General features: G+C 67.4%; 21 protein-coding genes. 15 read left to right on the top strand and 6 right to left on the bottom strand.

Translation table 11 applies throughout. From position 1 onward, the window contains the following. Positions 1 to 25 precede the first annotated feature (25 nt). The 14 genes from AC1KAT_RS00760 (at position 26) to AC1KAT_RS00825 (ending at position 9,744) form a co-directional block, all read left to right on the top strand. Positions 26 to 244: a helix-turn-helix transcriptional regulator gene (locus tag AC1KAT_RS00760; RefSeq protein WP_480321774.1), complete on the top strand. Its 219-nt coding sequence runs from the start codon at positions 26 to 28 to the stop codon at positions 242 to 244. Further along, positions 244 to 528 carry a hypothetical protein gene (locus AC1KAT_RS00765; RefSeq protein ID WP_480321776.1) on the top strand — a complete coding sequence of 95 codons (285 nt, stop codon included), beginning with the start codon at positions 244 to 246 and terminating at the stop codon, positions 526 to 528. The genes AC1KAT_RS00760 and AC1KAT_RS00765 overlap by 1 nt, the downstream gene beginning before the upstream one ends. Beyond that, positions 525 to 734, top strand: a complete 210-nt coding sequence (locus AC1KAT_RS00770) for a hypothetical protein (RefSeq protein WP_480321778.1) — start codon at positions 525 to 527, stop codon at positions 732 to 734. Before AC1KAT_RS00765 ends, AC1KAT_RS00770 begins: the two co-directional genes overlap by 4 nt. A 9-nt stretch (positions 735 to 743) precedes the next feature. Then, positions 744 to 1,808, top strand: coding sequence for an AAA family ATPase (locus AC1KAT_RS00775; RefSeq protein WP_480321780.1), 1,065 nt, complete (start codon positions 744 to 746; stop codon positions 1,806 to 1,808). Continuing rightward, complete coding sequence (locus AC1KAT_RS00780; RefSeq protein WP_480321782.1) at positions 1,805 to 2,476, top strand: hypothetical protein; 672 nt, start codon at positions 1,805 to 1,807, stop codon at positions 2,474 to 2,476. Before AC1KAT_RS00775 ends, AC1KAT_RS00780 begins: the two co-directional genes overlap by 4 nt. Positions 2,477 to 2,487: 11 nt before the next feature. Then, complete coding sequence (locus tag AC1KAT_RS00785) at positions 2,488 to 3,270, top strand: hypothetical protein (RefSeq protein ID WP_480321784.1); 783 nt, start codon at positions 2,488 to 2,490, stop codon at positions 3,268 to 3,270. 15 nt (positions 3,271 to 3,285) lie between these two features. Continuing rightward, positions 3,286 to 3,606, top strand: coding sequence for a phage tail assembly chaperone (locus AC1KAT_RS00790; RefSeq protein ID WP_480321785.1), 321 nt, complete (start codon positions 3,286 to 3,288; stop codon positions 3,604 to 3,606). Positions 3,607 to 3,619: 13 nt separating this feature from the next. Next, positions 3,620 to 5,992: a phage tail length tape measure family protein gene (locus AC1KAT_RS00795; RefSeq protein WP_480321787.1), complete on the top strand. Its 2,373-nt coding sequence runs from the start codon at positions 3,620 to 3,622 to the stop codon at positions 5,990 to 5,992. 108 nt (positions 5,993 to 6,100) lie between these two features. After that, a complete protein-coding gene (locus AC1KAT_RS00800) occupies positions 6,101 to 6,298 on the top strand; it encodes a hypothetical protein (RefSeq protein ID WP_480321789.1) in 198 nt (65 codons plus the stop codon). Next, entirely contained in the window at positions 6,280 to 6,522 is a 243-nt protein-coding gene (locus tag AC1KAT_RS00805) for a hypothetical protein (RefSeq protein WP_480321791.1), read from the top strand. The genes AC1KAT_RS00800 and AC1KAT_RS00805 overlap by 19 nt, the downstream gene beginning before the upstream one ends. Then, complete coding sequence (locus AC1KAT_RS00810; protein WP_480321793.1) at positions 6,516 to 6,710, top strand: hypothetical protein; 195 nt, start codon at positions 6,516 to 6,518, stop codon at positions 6,708 to 6,710. Before AC1KAT_RS00805 ends, AC1KAT_RS00810 begins: the two co-directional genes overlap by 7 nt. Positions 6,711 to 6,715: 5 nt before the next feature. Further along, complete coding sequence (locus tag AC1KAT_RS00815) at positions 6,716 to 7,009, top strand: hypothetical protein (RefSeq protein WP_480321795.1); 294 nt, start codon at positions 6,716 to 6,718, stop codon at positions 7,007 to 7,009. 23 nt (positions 7,010 to 7,032) lie between these two features. Continuing rightward, the gene (locus tag AC1KAT_RS00820; RefSeq protein ID WP_480321797.1) at positions 7,033 to 7,419 is read left to right on the top strand and encodes an HK97 gp10 family phage protein; all 387 of its coding nucleotides are present in this window, start codon (positions 7,033 to 7,035) and stop codon (positions 7,417 to 7,419) included. 414 nt (positions 7,420 to 7,833) lie between these two features. Next, positions 7,834 to 9,744 (top strand): PAS domain-containing hybrid sensor histidine kinase/response regulator, encoded by a 1,911-nt coding sequence (locus tag AC1KAT_RS00825; RefSeq protein WP_480321798.1) that lies wholly within the window; start codon positions 7,834 to 7,836, stop codon positions 9,742 to 9,744. 11 nt (positions 9,745 to 9,755) lie between these two features. Here AC1KAT_RS00825 and AC1KAT_RS00830 read toward each other — a convergent pair whose 3' ends face one another. Continuing rightward, entirely contained in the window at positions 9,756 to 9,977 is a 222-nt protein-coding gene (locus tag AC1KAT_RS00830) for a hypothetical protein (RefSeq protein WP_480321800.1), read from the bottom strand. A gap of 147 nt (positions 9,978 to 10,124) precedes the next feature. Here AC1KAT_RS00830 and AC1KAT_RS00835 point away from each other — a divergent pair, with 147 nt between their 5' ends. Beyond that, the gene (locus AC1KAT_RS00835) at positions 10,125 to 11,327 is read left to right on the top strand and encodes an acyltransferase family protein (RefSeq protein ID WP_480321802.1); all 1,203 of its coding nucleotides are present in this window, start codon (positions 10,125 to 10,127) and stop codon (positions 11,325 to 11,327) included. 25 nt (positions 11,328 to 11,352) lie between these two features. On the opposite strand, the gene AC1KAT_RS00840 is transcribed toward AC1KAT_RS00835, so the two are convergent. The 5 genes from AC1KAT_RS00840 to AC1KAT_RS00860 all read right to left on the bottom strand — a co-directional run bounded on the left by AC1KAT_RS00840 (position 11,353) and on the right by AC1KAT_RS00860 (position 15,423). After that, positions 11,353 to 11,586: a hypothetical protein gene (locus AC1KAT_RS00840; RefSeq protein ID WP_480321804.1), complete on the bottom strand. Its 234-nt coding sequence runs from the start codon at positions 11,584 to 11,586 to the stop codon at positions 11,353 to 11,355. 157 nt (positions 11,587 to 11,743) lie between these two features. After that, on the bottom strand, positions 11,744 to 12,943 hold the full coding sequence (locus AC1KAT_RS00845) for a branched-chain amino acid ABC transporter substrate-binding protein (protein ID WP_480321806.1): 1,200 nt from the start codon (positions 12,941 to 12,943) through the stop codon (positions 11,744 to 11,746). 169 nt (positions 12,944 to 13,112) lie between these two features. Further along, entirely contained in the window at positions 13,113 to 13,484 is a 372-nt protein-coding gene (locus AC1KAT_RS00850) for a hypothetical protein (RefSeq protein ID WP_480321808.1), read from the bottom strand. 8 nt (positions 13,485 to 13,492) lie between these two features. Continuing rightward, positions 13,493 to 13,933: a DNA polymerase III subunit chi gene (locus AC1KAT_RS00855; protein ID WP_480321810.1), complete on the bottom strand. Its 441-nt coding sequence runs from the start codon at positions 13,931 to 13,933 to the stop codon at positions 13,493 to 13,495. 29 nt (positions 13,934 to 13,962) lie between these two features. Further along, positions 13,963 to 15,423 carry a leucyl aminopeptidase gene (locus tag AC1KAT_RS00860; protein WP_480321812.1) on the bottom strand — a complete coding sequence of 487 codons (1,461 nt, stop codon included), beginning with the start codon at positions 15,421 to 15,423 and terminating at the stop codon, positions 13,963 to 13,965. Positions 15,424 to 15,433 lie beyond the last annotated feature (10 nt).

Genomic DNA, 15,433 nt, shown 5'->3' on the forward strand with positions numbered 1-15,433 from the left:
CGACGAACGCAAAGGAGCGTCAGGTATGAATCAAGTCCCCGTCCTACCGGCAACGGGTTTCATCCGGAAACCCACTGTCCTCGCCCTCGTCGGCTACGGCAACACGAAGCTGTACACCGAAGTCAAGTTGGGCAACTTCCCCCAGCCCGTGAAGCTCGGGACGCGAATGGTCGCGTGGCGCGCCGAAGACGTGCGCGACTGGATCGAGGCGAAGGGCCGCGGCGCCGTGAAGGTGGCCGCCTGATGAGCGACTTCATCGACAACGCGCGCAACCAGGCGCGGGTCATGCACGGGTTCCAGTCGCTCGACCGCTTCGAGCGCGGCGACGACGGCCAGCCCCTGAAGACCTACACCCTCGGCCGCGAGTACGGCTGCACCGTGGCCGCCGACGCCCGCTCGGGCCGCGCCTCGCCCTACCTCGTGACGATCGCTGTGCTGGGTGTGATGCAGATGCGCGACGAGGCGCTGATTCACGGCTTTTGCACCGCGCTGCAGGAAGGCCTGGAACGCGCAGGGGGTGCGCAATGAGGTGCCAACTCACCGAGGCCACCGAGCACGATTCGAAGGCCTGGACGACGCTCGTTGCCAAGGCCGCGCTCCGTGGCTGGCAGCTCTGGCGCTCCGACGCGGCCGACGGCCCTGTGCGCTACTTCCTCGGCCGCTGGGGCATGGTCCGCGCACTGGCCGACACGGCGGAGGTCGAGCGCGTGTTGGAACAGGTGGGGGTTGCCTGAGTGGCCGCGGTGCTGGCTTTGCCCGAGCGCCCCAGGCCGCAACTCGCGACCGCTCGCAAGTTCCTGGCCGACTTCAAGCCGCTGGAATCGATCATCGATGGCCTGCCAGTGCCACGTGGTGGGCTGGTGTCGATCACGGGTGCGACGGGCAGCGGGAAGACCACCCTCTGCGCGGCCCTGCAGATCGCATTGCGCACGGGCCGAGCCTTCGCCGGCCGCGAGGTCACCAAGGGCTCGGTGCTGGTGCTGGCCGGCGAGAACCCTGACGACTACGCCATGCGCTTGATGGCGAACCTCGAAGAGGCGAACACGTCGGTGCAGGAGCTTTCGTGCCTGGGCAGCAACACGCACCTGATGGTGGTGCCGGGCACCTTCAACCTTCTCGACCAGATCGATTGGATGGAGTCGGCAACCGCCCACGCTTGCGAAAACCTGGTCGCGGTGTTCGTGGACACCTCCGCTGCCTTCTACGCCGCCGAGGACGAGAACGACAACGTCGCGATGCGCCGGCATGCCTCTGCCCTGCGCGAACTCACCACGCTGCCCGGTAAGCCCACCGTGTTCGTGCTGTGCCACCCGACCAAGAGCGCGACCAAAGACAACTTGCTGCCACGCGGCGGCGGTGCCTTCCTGGCCGAAGTCGATGCCAACCTCACCGTGTGGCGCGACGAGAGCGGAATCGTCACGCTGCACTGGGCCGGGAAGATCCGCGGCCAGAGCTTCGATCCGATTCGCTTCGAGCTTGCATCCCACGAGCTGGGCCACGACGACTGCCGAGGCAGGCCCATCAGCAGCGTGGCCGCACGCCACGTGCCCGACGAACGAGCAGAGCAGATCGAGGCCAAGGCACTCGACGACGAGAACCGCCTTCTGCTCGCCATGCTGCGCAAGCCCAAGGAGTCGTTCGCGCAGCTATCGCTCGCATGCGGATGGGCCAACGGCGCCGGCACGCCCAACAAGGCGCGCGTGTCTCGCACGATGGACAAGCTCAAAGCACAGGGCCTCGCGGAGAAGACGCGCGCGAATGTCTGGTGCCTCACGCCCAAGGGCCGCAAGGAGGCCGAGGCGCTATGAACGCTGAAACGATGGCTGAAACGCGGGTGCACGCGAAAAGTGAAACGCTCGCTGAAACGCTTGTCATGGAAATGGCCGCAACCCCGCGCCAATCCTTGCGTTTCAGTGAAACGCGTATTGAAACGCAACCCGCATTCCCACCTGAAACGTTCCACCCATCCTCTATGGATGGAACGGTGAAACGGGCGAAACGAAACGCCCCCGCTTTCAAGGCAAAGCCAGGCCGGCAACGCACCGCACTGACGGTCATCCGCCCCCACACCTTTCCTATGTGGCGCGCAAACCCGCGTCGCTGCATCACCTCGGGCAGCAGTTCCGCAGCCCGTTCCCCACTCGGTGCCCCCAACGGGGCTTCTCTGACCAGCGGCAAAGCCGCGCATTTCCCAAAAGGTTTCACCATGGCAACACCCGGCGACAGCCGCACCATCGTCCTCGATCGCTTCTGCGTCACCGTCACGGTGAATGCGGACGGCGCATCCCTCCGCCACCAGATCACCACCCCCATCCCAGGCGTTCAACCGCATGCGAGCGGGATGACCGACGCCGAGCTTTACCAACTGCACGGCCAGCTTGCACGCGTCGCGAACGAGCTTGAACTCCCCGCCTTGGCCCTGCCAATGGATCAATGGGGCACCCGCACACCAACCCCTTCGTCAATCCTGCGCTGAGAAAGAACACCATGGCACTGAGAACTGAAGTCGACCCATCCACTGGCGTCACGCGATACCAAATCGACCACGTCGGCATCTTCGAGCTCCCACAGCCTGCCGGCTTCGACATGGCAACGCTTCCCGTCACCATGTTTACGGGCGCAACGGAAAACCTGGCAAGCACTGCCGACGCAATCGCCGCGATCGAGTCGGACGCGACGCTCAGCGCGCTCGGCAAAGAGCAAAAGCTGGCGCCGCTGCGTCGCCAACTGGTCGAGCGGATCGCGGTCGCCGACTCCAGCGTCGATGTTGAGGAGCGGCACTGGGACAAGGCGGAAGTCGAGCTGCTGCAAGTTCCGAGCATCGCGCCCAACAACACTGTCGCGGCAGTCGAAGACCGCGAGATTCGCGATTGGTGGCGCCAGCAGTCGGTCGAAGAGCGCGGCAAGATCATTACTCGCATGAAGGCCGAGCCGGGCAACGAACGCCTGATGGTCGCCCTGCTGCGCTCGCCGATCCCCCAGCTCGACCATGAGGTCAGGTTCATGCGCGAACTGTGGAACCAGTTGGCCAGGCTGAGCGACCCGGGCAAGGCCTTCGCCATTGAGACGGGCCGCGCACAGGTGGCTTGGGCGCGACGTGGCATCGCGACCGTGGCGGCGCTCACCAAGCGCGTCGTGAAGATGGACGAGCGCGGCCTGGCGGAATCCCTGCTCGCCTCGACAACGGAGGCCGCTCACGGCAAACACGCGCTGTTTGGAGTTGCCCGCAAGACGATCGAAGACCTCAAGCGCACAAAGCTGCGCGCCTAACCGAAGGTGCCGCACATGCTCACCCTGACCCCTCCCAAGACCTTCACCGCGCAAGTGTCCATTCCTGTCCCAGGTGGCCCGAGCGTGCCGATCAGCGTTACCTTCGTTCGCAAGACCAAGACCGAGATGCAGGCCTTCTTCGATCCCAAGGCGATGAAGGACCGCAGCGACCTCGATGCCCTCGCGGAAGTCGTGTCCGACTGGTCGGGCGTTGACCTGCCCTTCAGCCGGGACGCCCTCGCGAAGTTGCTCGACGGGTACCACCAAGCCACGCAGGCGCTGCTGAATGCCTACGTCGACGAGCACCTGGGCCGCCCTGCCTCGGCGCGCGCATGAGGAGGCAACCGTCATGACCGACATCGCCAGACTTCGCATCGACATCGAGTCGAACGCCGGAGCTGCCTCCAAAGAGCTGAAGGAGCTGGCAACCAGTTCCAAGCAGACCGAGCTGGCCGCCGGCCGCGTCGAGGCAGCATTCCGCAGGAACAGCGTGGCCGCCACGGCGGCGGCGCAGGCCACAAAGCTGACCGCACACCAAACGCAGCAGCTCGCCTACCAGTTGAACGACTTCGGCGTGCAGGTGCTGAGCGGCGGGAACCCGTTCGTTGCGCTGGTGCAGCAGGGGTCGCAGTTGTCGGGCACTTTCGGCGGCGTCGGAAACTCGGTGCGCGCGCTCGGCACGCTCATCAGCGGCGCCCGCGTGATCGTCGGTGGCCTGGCCGGTGGCATCGGCGCGCTGGCGCTGGCTGCCATCCGTGGCGACCAGGAGTCGGCTCGCCTGACGCGGGCGATCCTGCTCACCGGCAATGCCGCGGGCGTGACGCGCGGGCAGGTGGAAGGCCTCGCGCGCACGCTGGGGGAAGAGACCGGCGCAGGGGTCGCCTCGGCGCGCGCCACGCTGCTGACCCTCGTCGAAAGCGGCCGGCTCGGCGGCGACGCGCTCAAGGAAACCGCACGTGCCGCGCAGCTCTTCCAGAAGGCCACGGGCACCGCGTCGGAAGAAGTGGCGCAGCGCTTCCTGGCCATGTCCGACGGCGTCACCAAGTGGGCCGAGCAGACAAACCGCCAGTACAACTTTCTGACCGCTGCTCAGCTCGCCTACATCCGCACCCTCGAAGAACAGGGCCGCGAGCAAGAGGCCATCGTGGTCACCATGCGCGCGCTCTCGGAACGCGTGGGCACTGCGGCCAACGAGGTCGGGCTTCTCGAAGCCGCCTGGCGAAGGGTCACCCGGGCCGCCAGCGACGCCTGGGACGCGGCAATGGGCATCGGCCGGCCCAGCACCATCAACGACCAGATCAAGGCCCTGGAGGCGCAGATCGTTGCGGCCGAGAGGATGGCCGCCGCGAACCCCGGTGTCGGCCGCGGCATGGGCGCGCAGGCGACCGCGCAGGCCGCGCTTCTCCGCCAGCAACTGCAGACCCTGCAGGCGCAGCGCAAGGTCGAGGAAGAGTCGGCCGCCGCGCAAAGCAAGCAACTCGCCGGGCAGCAGGCCCGCATCCAGTTCGACAAGCTGCGCGAAGCCAGCCTCACGCGCCAGCAGAAGCTGGCCAAGGAATTGGCCGCCGCAAACGCCCTCGCCGACCGCGCCGGCCTGTCCTCGGACGAGCGCGCGCCGGTGCTCGCTTCGATCCGCGACAAGTTCGCCGAGAAGCCAGGAGCCAAAACCGACCCGGTGGCCGAGGGCCGCCGCTACCTCGAAAGCCTGGAGCAGCAGCGCGAGCGCATCGACCAGCTGAGTGCGTCCGAGCAGGCCCTGCGCGACATCCAGAAGGGCCGGCTCGGCACCCTGACCCCGCAACTGCGCACGGCCATCCTGGCAGCCGCCGAAGAAGTCGACGTGTCGAAGGCGAACGCCGAAGCCCTACGCGAGCAGGAGCGCGCCGGCCAACTCATGGCCCGCACCCGGCTTGACCTGGCCCGAGCGAGCACCGAGGAAACGCTTCGCCTGGAAGATTTGAACGGCTACCTGCGCGACGAGATCGACTTGATCGGCAAAGAAGGGTCTGCCCGCACGGCGATCATTCAAGCCCGCATCTCGGGCGCGATCGCCCTCAAGGAAGAGGAACTCGCGGCGCTCGGCAGCAGCGAAGCCGCCGCAGTGCAGGCACGCGCGCTGGAACGCCAGATTGAACTGCTGCGGGAGCGCCAGGGCCTACTGGGTAGACGCGACCAGGCCGAGGCCGCAGAAGAGGACGCGCAGCGCGTGAATCAAACCTGGGACGCGACGTTCTCGCGCATCGGTGGTGGGCTAGCCGACTTCGCGATCAACGGGAAGACGAAGTTTGGAGACTTCGCCCGCTCGGTGATCGAAGACCTCATCCGCATGCAGATCCAGGCGCAGGCCGTCGACATCCTCAAGGTGATCACCGGCGTCGGCTCGCCGGGCCCCAGCTCGGGCACGCCCGCCAGCGGGTGGATCGGCGCCCTTGCGGGCCTCTTCGGCGGCAAGCGCGAGATGGGCGGCCCCGTCGGTGCTGGCCGGCTCTACCGGGTGAACGAACGCGGGCCCGAGATGCTGACCAGCGGCGGCAAAGACTACCTGATGACCGGCGCGCAGGGGGGCAGCGTCACCCCGAACAACCGCCTCGGCGGCGGCGTGTCGATCGTCAACAACGTGGCGGCTGGTGTCACGCGCAGCGAACTCATGTCGGTCCTTCAACAAATGGACCTATCGAACAAGGCCTACGTGCAGCAGGCGCTGCGCAGCTTCAGGGGGTGATAAGTGGCAGGAAAAGGCACCACAAAACCCGCGCGAGGGCGCGCCCCGCCTGAGGAAGATGCGACCCCTCCCCCCCGGCTGCGCTGCCCGTTGAACACAGTCGACGACGTGCGCAACGAGATGGCCAAGCTCTACCGCGAGGGAAAGGCCGGCCGTCGTGACGTGAACGACGTCTCGAAGCTCGCCAACGTGCTGTCCATTCTCGGGCGGCTCATTGAGGGCGCCGAGTTCGAGAAGCGGCTGGCGGCGATCGAAGCCGCGCAGTCGAACCCCAAGGAGAAACGACCATGGTCAACGCAGCATTGAAGCGCCGCATTGCAGAACTGGAGACAGCCGGCACCGGCCGATTCCACGGCGTGCTCGATCTCGAAGACGGCCAGACGCCCGCCGAGGTGGTGGCCGCAGCATCAGCGCCCGGCCTGTACCTTGTTTTGCCGCAGAGCGTGGACTTCGGCTTGCTGGGCATCCTCAGGCCCGACGGCAGCGGCGTCCTGTACGACCACAACTCGAAGGAGATCGCCAGATGGTGAAGGAAGCATGGAAGCGCCGCCTTGCGGAAATTGGCGCTACGGAGCGGACGGCACAAGCTGGTGAACTGCCCCACATCGTGGCGGAAGGCGAAGAGCACGGGCCGGAAGCCGAGCACCTGCGCTCGCTTGGGCATGAGGTGCTGACGTTCGAGGCCTTCGCCGACGCGTGCGTTCCTGGCAGGGAGTGAGCAGCATGCCGACCAAAGCACTGATCACCCGCCTGCATGGGCTCGAAGCCACCCTCGTTCAAGAGGTTGTTCCAACGCTCTTCATCGTCGTCATGGATGCCGGGCACTGTGACCCCGATCAACCGGCCGAAGACGGCACGCCGCGCGAACTCGTCGCGTTCAACAGCGGCTCGTGCGCTGCCGGCCCCGCGGTACGTGTTGCACGCGAGGCGTCTGAAACGTGCGACGCCCTCGAAGCACGCGTTCGCATGCTGCACCCCGATTACCGCGTGTTCATGGCGGAGTACGCACGACCATGAGCCAAGCCCGTTTCTCGCTCGCCGTGGGCGACTTCATCAAGAAGGCCGAAGCCAACGCCGACACGGTGCTGCGCAAGGTGGCGATCGACGTTTTCCGCAGCGTGGTGCTTCGCTCTCCCGTCGACACCGGCCGCTTCCGCAGCAACTGGGAAGTGATCACCAGCGGGCCGATCATTCACCGCGCACCGATCGCCGCGCTCGACAAGACCGGGGCCAGGGCCATCGCAGCAGCCGTCACCGCCGTGGAGCGGGTCAAGGCCGGCGAGCGCGTCGTGATCATGAACGGCATGGTCTACGGCCAGCGCCTCGAATACGGATGGTCGAAGCAAGCCCCGCAGGGCATGGTGCGCCTGACCGTTCAACGCTTTCAGACGTTCATCCAGGCAGCGACCGCGACGCTCGACAAGTAGGGCACGCCGCACACTGCGCAGCCGCCTCCGGGCGGCTTTTTTGCGCCTGCGCTGTGGACAGCCAGCAACGCCTCGCGCGGGGCAACTGGCGCCCCGACGCGCTCAACGAGGCAGCGGAAAGGGCCTGGGGGAATCGAAGGGGGACTCGCTACCGAGAAACTGCCTCAACAGCAAGCATTCATGCGGGTTGCAGCCGATCATCTCGCCGACGCCCTCTCCGCCAGATCATCGAAGACCAAAGAACGACGGGCCCTTGCGGCCCGTTTTTCGTTGGTGCCGGGCCTTCGGGTGGACGCCGGTGACCATCGGCCGTGTCGGAGGCCCCTGGCCGACACCGGCACGCGCCCCCCCGTAGACTTGCCGCATGCCTGACTGCCGCGCCCCCTCGATGCCTTGCGCGGCCGCGCCCCTGCGATGACACGCCCCTCACACAGCCCCGAGCCCGCCCATCCGCATGCGTCTGAAGAACGCTTCCGCCTGCTGGTCGAAAGCGTGCAGGACTACGCCATCTTCATGCTCGATGCGAACGGCATCGTGCAGAGCTGGAACGCTGGCGCGCAGCGGCTGAAGGGCTACGCGGCGCACGAGATCATCGGCCGCTCGTTCGAGACTTTCTACTCAGACGAGGCCATTGCCAGCGGCTGGCCGCGCGAAGAGCTGCGCCGGGCCACGGCCACCGGGCGCGTCGAAGACGAAGGCTGGCGGCTGCGCAAGGACGGCACTCGCTTCTGGGCCAGCGTGGTGATCACCGCGCTGCGCGATTCGAGCGGGCGGCTCGACGGTTTCGCCAAGGTCACGCGCGACCTGACCGAGCGGCGGGCCCACGAAGAAGCGCTGCGCCAGAGCGAAGAGCAATTGCGCCTGCTCGTGGGCGCGGTGAAGGACCACGCGCTTTTCATGCTCGACCCCGACGGCCACGTGCTGACGTGGAACGCCGGCTCCGAGCGCATCACCGGCTACACCACCGCAGAGGTTCAAGGGCGGCATTTCTCGATGTTTTTCTGCGCCGAGGATGTGGCCGCCGGCGCACCGGCGCGCGAGTTGCAGGTCGCACGAACGCGTGGCCGCGCCGAAGCCGAGGGCTGGCGTGTGCGCAAGGGCGGCGAGGTGTTCTGGTCGAGCGCGGTCATCACCCCGGTGCTCGACGGCGCCGGCCATTTGCGAGGCTTCGCCAAGGTCACGCGCGACCTGTCCGAGCAGCGCCGCATGCTGGAGCTCGAGAGATCGAGCCGCCGCATGGAAGAGTTCCTCGCGATGCTTGCGCACGAGCTGCGCAACCCCCTCGCCCCGCTGCGCAACGCGGTCGAGATCATGTCCATGAAAGGCGACCTGCCGCCTTACATGGACGCCATTCGCCCGATGATGGACCGGCAGGTCGGGCACCTCACCCGCCTGGTGGACGACCTGCTCGACGTGGCGCGCATCACCACCGGCAAGATCTCGCTGCTGCACGAGCCGCTCGACCTGCGAGAGGTGGTGCGCGCCAGCGTGGACAGCGCCCGCGCGCCTTTCGTGGCCAAGGGCCAGGCGCTGCAACTCGACCTGCCCGACAACCCGGTCACGACCAGCGGCGATGCGACCCGGCTCGCGCAGGCCATCCACAACCTGCTGAGCAATGCCTCCCGCTACACGCCGGCAGGCGGCGACATCTGCGTGAGCCTCGGCGTGCAGGGCGCGGCCGCGCTGCTCACGGTGAAAGACTCGGGCATCGGCATCGCGCCCGACGCGCTCGAACGCATCTTCGGCCTCTTCGCGCAAGAAAAGGTCGAGCGCCACCCCAACGACAGCGGCCTGGGCATCGGCCTGAGCCTCGCGCGCAGGGTGGCCGAGTTGCACGGCGGCACGCTCACGGCCGAGAGCCCCGGGCCCGACCAGGGCAGCACCTTCTCGATGCTGTTGCCCTTGATGCGCGACGCCATGCCGCCCCAGCCGAACGCCGACAAGGGCGTGACGATGGTCAGCGGCCGGCGGGTGCTGGTGATCGACGACAACGAGGACGCAGCGCAGTCCACCGTGACGATGCTGAGCCTGCTGGGCCACGTGGCGCACTCGGCATTCAATGGAGAGGACGGCTTGGCAGCAGCCCAGGTCTTCCAACCCGACGTGGTGCTGCTGGACCTCAACATGCCCGGGCTGGACGGCTTCTCGGTGATGAAGCAGCTGCGAGCGCGCTTTGGTACGGCGCTTCGGGTGGTGGCGATGACCGGTTACGCCCGCCAGGGCGACCAGCGCAGCACGCTTGAATCGGGCTTCGACGCCCACTTGACCAAGCCCGTGGGCGTGGCGCAATTGCAAGCGACCCTGTCGCAGTCATCGCCCGACTGACGCACCCGGCTTCAGCCGTTCTCGTCCACCCAGCGCTCGCCCACCTTGCGGGCGTGCTGCACGGCTTCGGGTGCGGTGCCGAAGTGGTCAAGCGCCGGAAAGCGCTGCTCGAACACCGTGTAGCCGATGCCTTTGCCGACCACCAGCTCGGCGCCGAAACGGCCGTCGGTGTGCTGCACCGGGTCGCAATGCAGCGAGAAACCCTTGTAGATGAAGCTGTGCTCGGTGCTCATGGCGTCTCCTTCACCTGACCGGTGGCAGTGCCGAGAAAAGGTCATGGTAGTGGCGGGCTCGCGCATCGGGCTTGCGCTGCGGCAATCCCCCATGCGCATTGGGCTTGGGGCCCGCGTGGCACAGTGGGCCGAACTTTCACCGCTTCGATGACCTGGCCCCACCTCGACCTGCTGAATCCGATCTTCGTGCTGGGCATGCTGGCCATCGCCCTGGGCACCAGCGCGGTGCTCGCCCGCGTGTTCGGCGCCCCGGCGCAGAGCGGCCGCTTCGCCGCCATCGATGGTTTGCGCGGCTTTCTGGCGCTGGGGGTGTTCATCCAGCACGCAGCGATCTGGTACCACTACCCGCGGACCGGCGAGTGGAGCCTGCCGCCGTCGAATCTGTTTCGCCACCTCGGGCAAAGCGCGGTGGGCCTGTTCTTCATGATCACGGCACTGCTGTTCACGAGAAAGATCCTGCAGCGCCGGCATCAGCCCGTCGATTGGACGGGCCTGTACATCGGCCGCGTGCTGCGCCTGTCGCCGCTGTACCTGCTGGTCGTGGCGGTGGCCTTGCTGACCGTGCTGGTGCTGGGCGGCGCACAGTTGAAAGAGCCCCTGGGCGATCTGTTGTCACACCTGGCCAGCTGGCTGCTCTTCACGTTCAACGGCAACCCCGACGTGAACGCGTTCGCCGGCACGTCGAAGATCGTCGCCAGCGTGACCTGGACCCTGCCCTACGAGTGGCTCTTCTACATCGCCCTGCCGCTGCTGGCCCTGGTGCTGCGCGGCGAACGCAAGCCGTGGCTGCTGGTGGCGAGCGTCGTCGGCTGTGGCGTACTGGCCAGCACGATCCCGATGTTTCACCTGACCAAGCTGAGCTTCTTCATCGGCGGGATCGTCGCCGCGCTGTGCGTCGAGCGCGAAGCCATCGCCTCACGCTTGCGCGGCCGGCTCGGCAGCGCACTGACGCTGGGCGCGGTGGCCGTCGCCGTCGTCGCCTTCGACAATGCATACCGCCTGCCGGTGGCGGCCTTGCTGACGCTCGCTTTCATTCCGCCGGTGTGCGGCAACACGCTTTTCGGGTTGCTCGTGCTGCCGAGCTCGCGCACGCTGGGCGAGCTGACCTACGGCCTGTACCTCTGGCACGGCGTCGCGCTGTACTTCGTGTTCAAGCTGGGCCTGCCGAGCGCCACGGCGCTCAACGCCAGCCAGCACTGGCTGGCCACGGCTGCCCTCACGCCGGTGCTGCTGCTGTGGTGCTATGCAACCTACCGCTGGGTCGAGCGCCCGTTCATCGACCTTGCCCCCCGCGTGACCGCCTGGGTGCATGCTCGGCGGCGCAGCCGTTCGATGCCGGCCACGGCCTGAGGCAGGCACGCGGCGGTTGCCGTGATCAGCGCTGGCTGCGGGCCTTGCGCTTGTCGAACTCCAGCAGTTGCGTCTTCAGCAGCGCCTGAAGCACGCGCGCGGTGGCTTCGTCCATGCGCAGCACGGTCGAAGGCTCGCCTTCGTCGCGCGCCGGCAGCGCCGACACGATCGCGTCGACGCGGAACACCACTTCGCCGTGGTGCGTGGACGTGGCCGACTTCAGTCGCTGCACTTCGATCTGGTGGGTCTTCATCGCCATCGGGGAACACACTCCGTCTGAAAGGCGCGCAGCGTAGCAGCTTGGGTGGCCTGCCCCGTGCCCGCCGTCAAGGAAGCCCCGCCCCGCGGCCCCCTGAAAAGCAAAAAGGGCACCCGAAGGTGCCCTGGCCTGCTGCGCAGTGGATGCGCCGGGTCGATCAGCGCACGACGGCGATCTGCTCGCGGTTGCCGCCCTTGTAGGTGTAGAGCGTCAGCGCGCCGTTCTTCACGTCGCCCTTCTCGTCGAACGAGATGGTGCCCGTGACGCCCTTGAAATCGGTCGTCTTGGCCAGCTCGGGCAGGTACTTCGCCGGGTCGGCCGAGTTGGCCTTGACCATCGCGGCCACCATCACGTTCACGGCGTCGTACACGTAGGGCGCGTACAGCTTCACGTCGGTGTTGAACTTGGCCTTGAACTTGGTCTTGAACTCTTCCATCGAGGTCTTGTATTCACCCTCGACGCCACCGGCCTCGGCGCAGACGACCTGCTCGTCAGCCACCGAGCCGCCCGACAGCTTCGGGAACTCGCTGGTGCAGATGCCGTCGCCGCCCATGAACTTGCTCTTCAGGCCGAGTTGCTTCATCTGGCGGACCATCGGGCCGCCGACCGCGTCCATGCCGCCGTAGAAGATCACGTCGGGCTTGGTCGCTTTCACGGCCGTCAGGATGGCGGTGAAGTCGGTGGCCTTGTCGTTGGTGAACTGGCGCGTGGCGATCTTGCCGCCGGCGGCGGTGACGCCCTTCTCGAACTCGTCGGCGACGCCTTGGCCGTAGGCCGTGCGGTCGTCGATCACGGCAATGGTCTTGCCCTTCACGTCGTTGACGGCGTACTTGCCGAGCGTGCCGCCCAGGTGCACGTCGTCAGCCACCACGCGAAAGGTCGTCTTGAAACCCTGGCGGGTGTAGAGCGGGTTGGTGGCCGAAGGCGAGATTTGCGGAATGCCCGCATCGCTGTAGATCTTGGACGCCGGGATGGTGGTGCCCGAATTCAGGTGGCCGACCACGCCGTTGACCTTCGAATCGACCAGCTTCTGCGCGACGGCCGTGCCTTGCTTCGGGTCGGCGCCGTCGTCTTCGGCCAGCAGCTCGAAGGTGACCTTCTTGCCGTCGATCATCACGCCCTTGGCGTTGAGCTCGTCGATCGCCATGCGAGCGCCGTACTCGTTGTCCTTGCCCAAGTGGGCGATGGCGCCGCTGGTCGGGCCCACGTGACCGATCTTGACGACCGTGGCCGCTTCGGCAGCAGGCGGGGCGGAAGCCGGCGTGGCCGCAGCCGCCGGGTCTTCTTTCTTGCCGCAGGCGGACAACATCAGCGCCACGGCAGCAACGCTGGACAGCGCAAACACGGATCTTTTCATGGATGGTTCCTCTTGGGTTGGGACACGGATCGTGTGCAAGAACAGCGCCACGCCCGCTGCTTGGAGCACTCGCGATGATCACGAATGGCGGGACAGAAATCAACCGGTCACGAACCGAGGCCGGACGACCGTCGCATCGCCGCCATAGCCGGTTGGTCCCACCGCGGCGTCAGGCGCGCCGGTGGCGGGCGATTTCGAGGGCCACGGCGCGCTCGACCATTTCACGCACCGTCGAGCCAAGCTCGGCGCGCACCTCGCGCACCATCATGTCGGCGATGCGTGCCAGCGCAGGCGACAGCTTCTCGCGCAGCCGCTGCTCGAACATCAGGTCGATCTGGCGGTGCAGGTCGTGCAACACGCGCTCGACGATCTCCTGTTCGCCCGGCATCACCTCGGCGCCGCTCGGGACGGCCGGCGTGGTCGGGCCGAGAGCGGGCGCCGCGGCAGCCGCCAGCGGCTGAACCGCCGGGGTGGCGGCACCCGGCACGAGCACCACCTCGGTGAGCACGGGCAGGCGATTGGGCGGGGGCGCAGGGGACATCGGGGCCTTCAAGCGCCTTCTTGGGCCACGTCGTGGCGAGAGATCGGATACCCGCGGTCGGCGTAGTGCTTCCAGCGGGCGCGGCCGGCGCTGCGGTCGTCGCCATCACGCGAGACGAGTTCGATCACGCGCTGGAAGCTCTCGAAGCCCGGGACGAGTTCGTCGCCCAGGTTCAGCAACACCTCCTGGTGCGGAGCCTCGTGCACCGATTCGGTCAGCCACACGGGCGTGTCACGCAAACGGGGCGCCACGGCCTGGCCGGTCTTGGCGTGCACATGGGGCACGAAGTCGAGCGGCTCGAACACCCACAGCTGCCGGTCGAACTGCGTCAAGGTCGGCGCCGGCCCGGCCACCACCACACGCGCCCCGCGCCGCACGGCCTTGCGCAACAGGCGGCAGGCATAGCCCAGGCGGTCGGGCACGTTGAAATGGAAGCTGACCTCGGTCATCGATGCGAACCCGCGCTGCGCGCCCCGGCCTACGAGGCCTTGGCCAGCACGAAGTGCGTCAGCAAGGCCACCGGCCGGCCGGTGCCGCCCTTGGCCGCGCCCGACTTCCAGGCGGTGCCGGCCACGTCGAGGTGGGCCCAGCGGTACTTGCCGGTGAATTTGGCGAGGAACAGCGCCGCGCTGCTCGAACTGCCAGGCCGCGCGCCGACGTTGGCCATGTCGGCGAAGCTGCTCTTCAGGCCCTCGCCGTACTCTTCGTCCATCGGCATGCGCCAGCAAGGGTCTTGCGCCTTCTGGCTGGCCGCGAGCAGGTCGCCGGCCAATTCGTCGTCGGCGGTGAAAAGCCCGCTGTGGTGATGGCCCAGGGCCACCACGCAAGCGCCGGTGAGCGTGGCCACATCGACCACCACCTGCGGCTTGAAGCGCTCGGCGTAGGTCAGCGCGTCGCAAAGGATCAACCGCCCCTCGGCATCGGTGTTCAACACCTCGATGGTCTGGCCCGACAGGCTGGTGAGCACGTCGCCGGGCTTGAAGGCGCGGCCGTCGGGCATGTTTTCGCAGGTGGGGATGAGGCCGACCACGTTGATGCGCGGCTTCAGTTCGGCCAGCGCACGCAGGGTGCCCAGCACGCTGGCCGCGCCGCCCATGTCGAACTTCATCTCGTCCATCTCGCCGGCGGGCTTGATCGAGATGCCGCCGGTGTCGAAGGTGATGCCCTTGCCGACCAGCACGAGCGGCGCCTCGGTCTTGGCCGCGCCCTGGTAGCGAATGACGATGAAGCGCGGCGGCTCGGCCGAGCCCTGCGCCACGGCCAGGAAGGAGCCCATGCCGATCTTCTCGATCTCTTTGCGGTCGAACACCTCGACCTTCAGGCCGTGCGACTTACCGAGCGCCTTGGCCTGTTCGCCCAGGAAGGTCGGCGTGCAGTAGTTCGGCGGGCGGTTCGCGCAGTCGCGCGCCAGCGTCACGCCGGCGGCGATGGCCTGCCCGCGCACGAGGCCCAGTTGCACGGCCTTGGCGTTCGACTTGTCGCACACCAGCGTGATCTTCTCGATCACCGGCGCGGGCTGCGCGCTGGGCTTGGTGTGGCGGTAGGTGTAGGTCACGTCGGCCGCCGCCGCGACCAGCGCTTCGGCCTGGGCATCGCCCAGCTCGGCGGTGCCGCCCCAGGCGACGGCCACGTGGCGCGCGCCCAGGTTCTTGAGTTGCGACAGGCCCGCGTGGGCAGCGGTCTTGAAGGCCTTGGCGGTGGTGGCCGATGCCACGACGACCACGACGCGCGGCGCTTTGACGCCGGCCAGGCGGTGCATGTAGAGCGTGCGGCCCGACTTCAGCTGCAGGTCGCCGTGCGCGATGGCGTCTTTGATCGGGTCGGCCAGGCGGGCGTCGAGACCGGCATCGACCGCGTCGCCAGCGACCAGCAGCACCAGGGCGTCTGCACCCAATGCACCCAGGTTGCCAAGGGACGAAATCTGATGTCTGAAGTCCATAATGCGCCGG

Source organism: Piscinibacter sp. PDB5-1, from assembly GCF_056676035.1.

Coding starts and splice junctions, on each gene's coding strand:
- AC1KAT_RS00760 (WP_480321774.1), top strand. CDS start 26: ATGAATCAAGTCCCCGTCCTACCGGCAACGGGTTTCATCCGGAAACCC.
- AC1KAT_RS00765 (WP_480321776.1), top strand. CDS start 244: ATGAGCGACTTCATCGACAACGCGCGCAACCAGGCGCGGGTCATGCAC.
- AC1KAT_RS00770 (WP_480321778.1), top strand. CDS start 525: ATGAGGTGCCAACTCACCGAGGCCACCGAGCACGATTCGAAGGCCTGG.
- AC1KAT_RS00780 (WP_480321782.1), top strand. CDS start 1,805: ATGAACGCTGAAACGATGGCTGAAACGCGGGTGCACGCGAAAAGTGAA.
- AC1KAT_RS00785 (WP_480321784.1), top strand. CDS start 2,488: ATGGCACTGAGAACTGAAGTCGACCCATCCACTGGCGTCACGCGATAC.
- AC1KAT_RS00790 (WP_480321785.1), top strand. CDS start 3,286: ATGCTCACCCTGACCCCTCCCAAGACCTTCACCGCGCAAGTGTCCATT.
- AC1KAT_RS00795 (WP_480321787.1), top strand. CDS start 3,620: ATGACCGACATCGCCAGACTTCGCATCGACATCGAGTCGAACGCCGGA.
- AC1KAT_RS00805 (WP_480321791.1), top strand. CDS start 6,280: ATGGTCAACGCAGCATTGAAGCGCCGCATTGCAGAACTGGAGACAGCC.
- AC1KAT_RS00810 (WP_480321793.1), top strand. CDS start 6,516: ATGGTGAAGGAAGCATGGAAGCGCCGCCTTGCGGAAATTGGCGCTACG.
- AC1KAT_RS00815 (WP_480321795.1), top strand. CDS start 6,716: ATGCCGACCAAAGCACTGATCACCCGCCTGCATGGGCTCGAAGCCACC.
- AC1KAT_RS00825 (WP_480321798.1), top strand. CDS start 7,834: ATGACACGCCCCTCACACAGCCCCGAGCCCGCCCATCCGCATGCGTCT.
- AC1KAT_RS00830 (WP_480321800.1), bottom strand. CDS start 9,977: ATGAGCACCGAGCACAGCTTCATCTACAAGGGTTTCTCGCTGCATTGC.
- AC1KAT_RS00835 (WP_480321802.1), top strand. CDS start 10,125: ATGACCTGGCCCCACCTCGACCTGCTGAATCCGATCTTCGTGCTGGGC.
- AC1KAT_RS00840 (WP_480321804.1), bottom strand. CDS start 11,586: ATGGCGATGAAGACCCACCAGATCGAAGTGCAGCGACTGAAGTCGGCC.
- AC1KAT_RS00845 (WP_480321806.1), bottom strand. CDS start 12,943: ATGAAAAGATCCGTGTTTGCGCTGTCCAGCGTTGCTGCCGTGGCGCTG.
- AC1KAT_RS00850 (WP_480321808.1), bottom strand. CDS start 13,484: ATGTCCCCTGCGCCCCCGCCCAATCGCCTGCCCGTGCTCACCGAGGTG.
- AC1KAT_RS00855 (WP_480321810.1), bottom strand. CDS start 13,933: ATGACCGAGGTCAGCTTCCATTTCAACGTGCCCGACCGCCTGGGCTAT.
- AC1KAT_RS00860 (WP_480321812.1), bottom strand. CDS start 15,423: ATGGACTTCAGACATCAGATTTCGTCCCTTGGCAACCTGGGTGCATTG.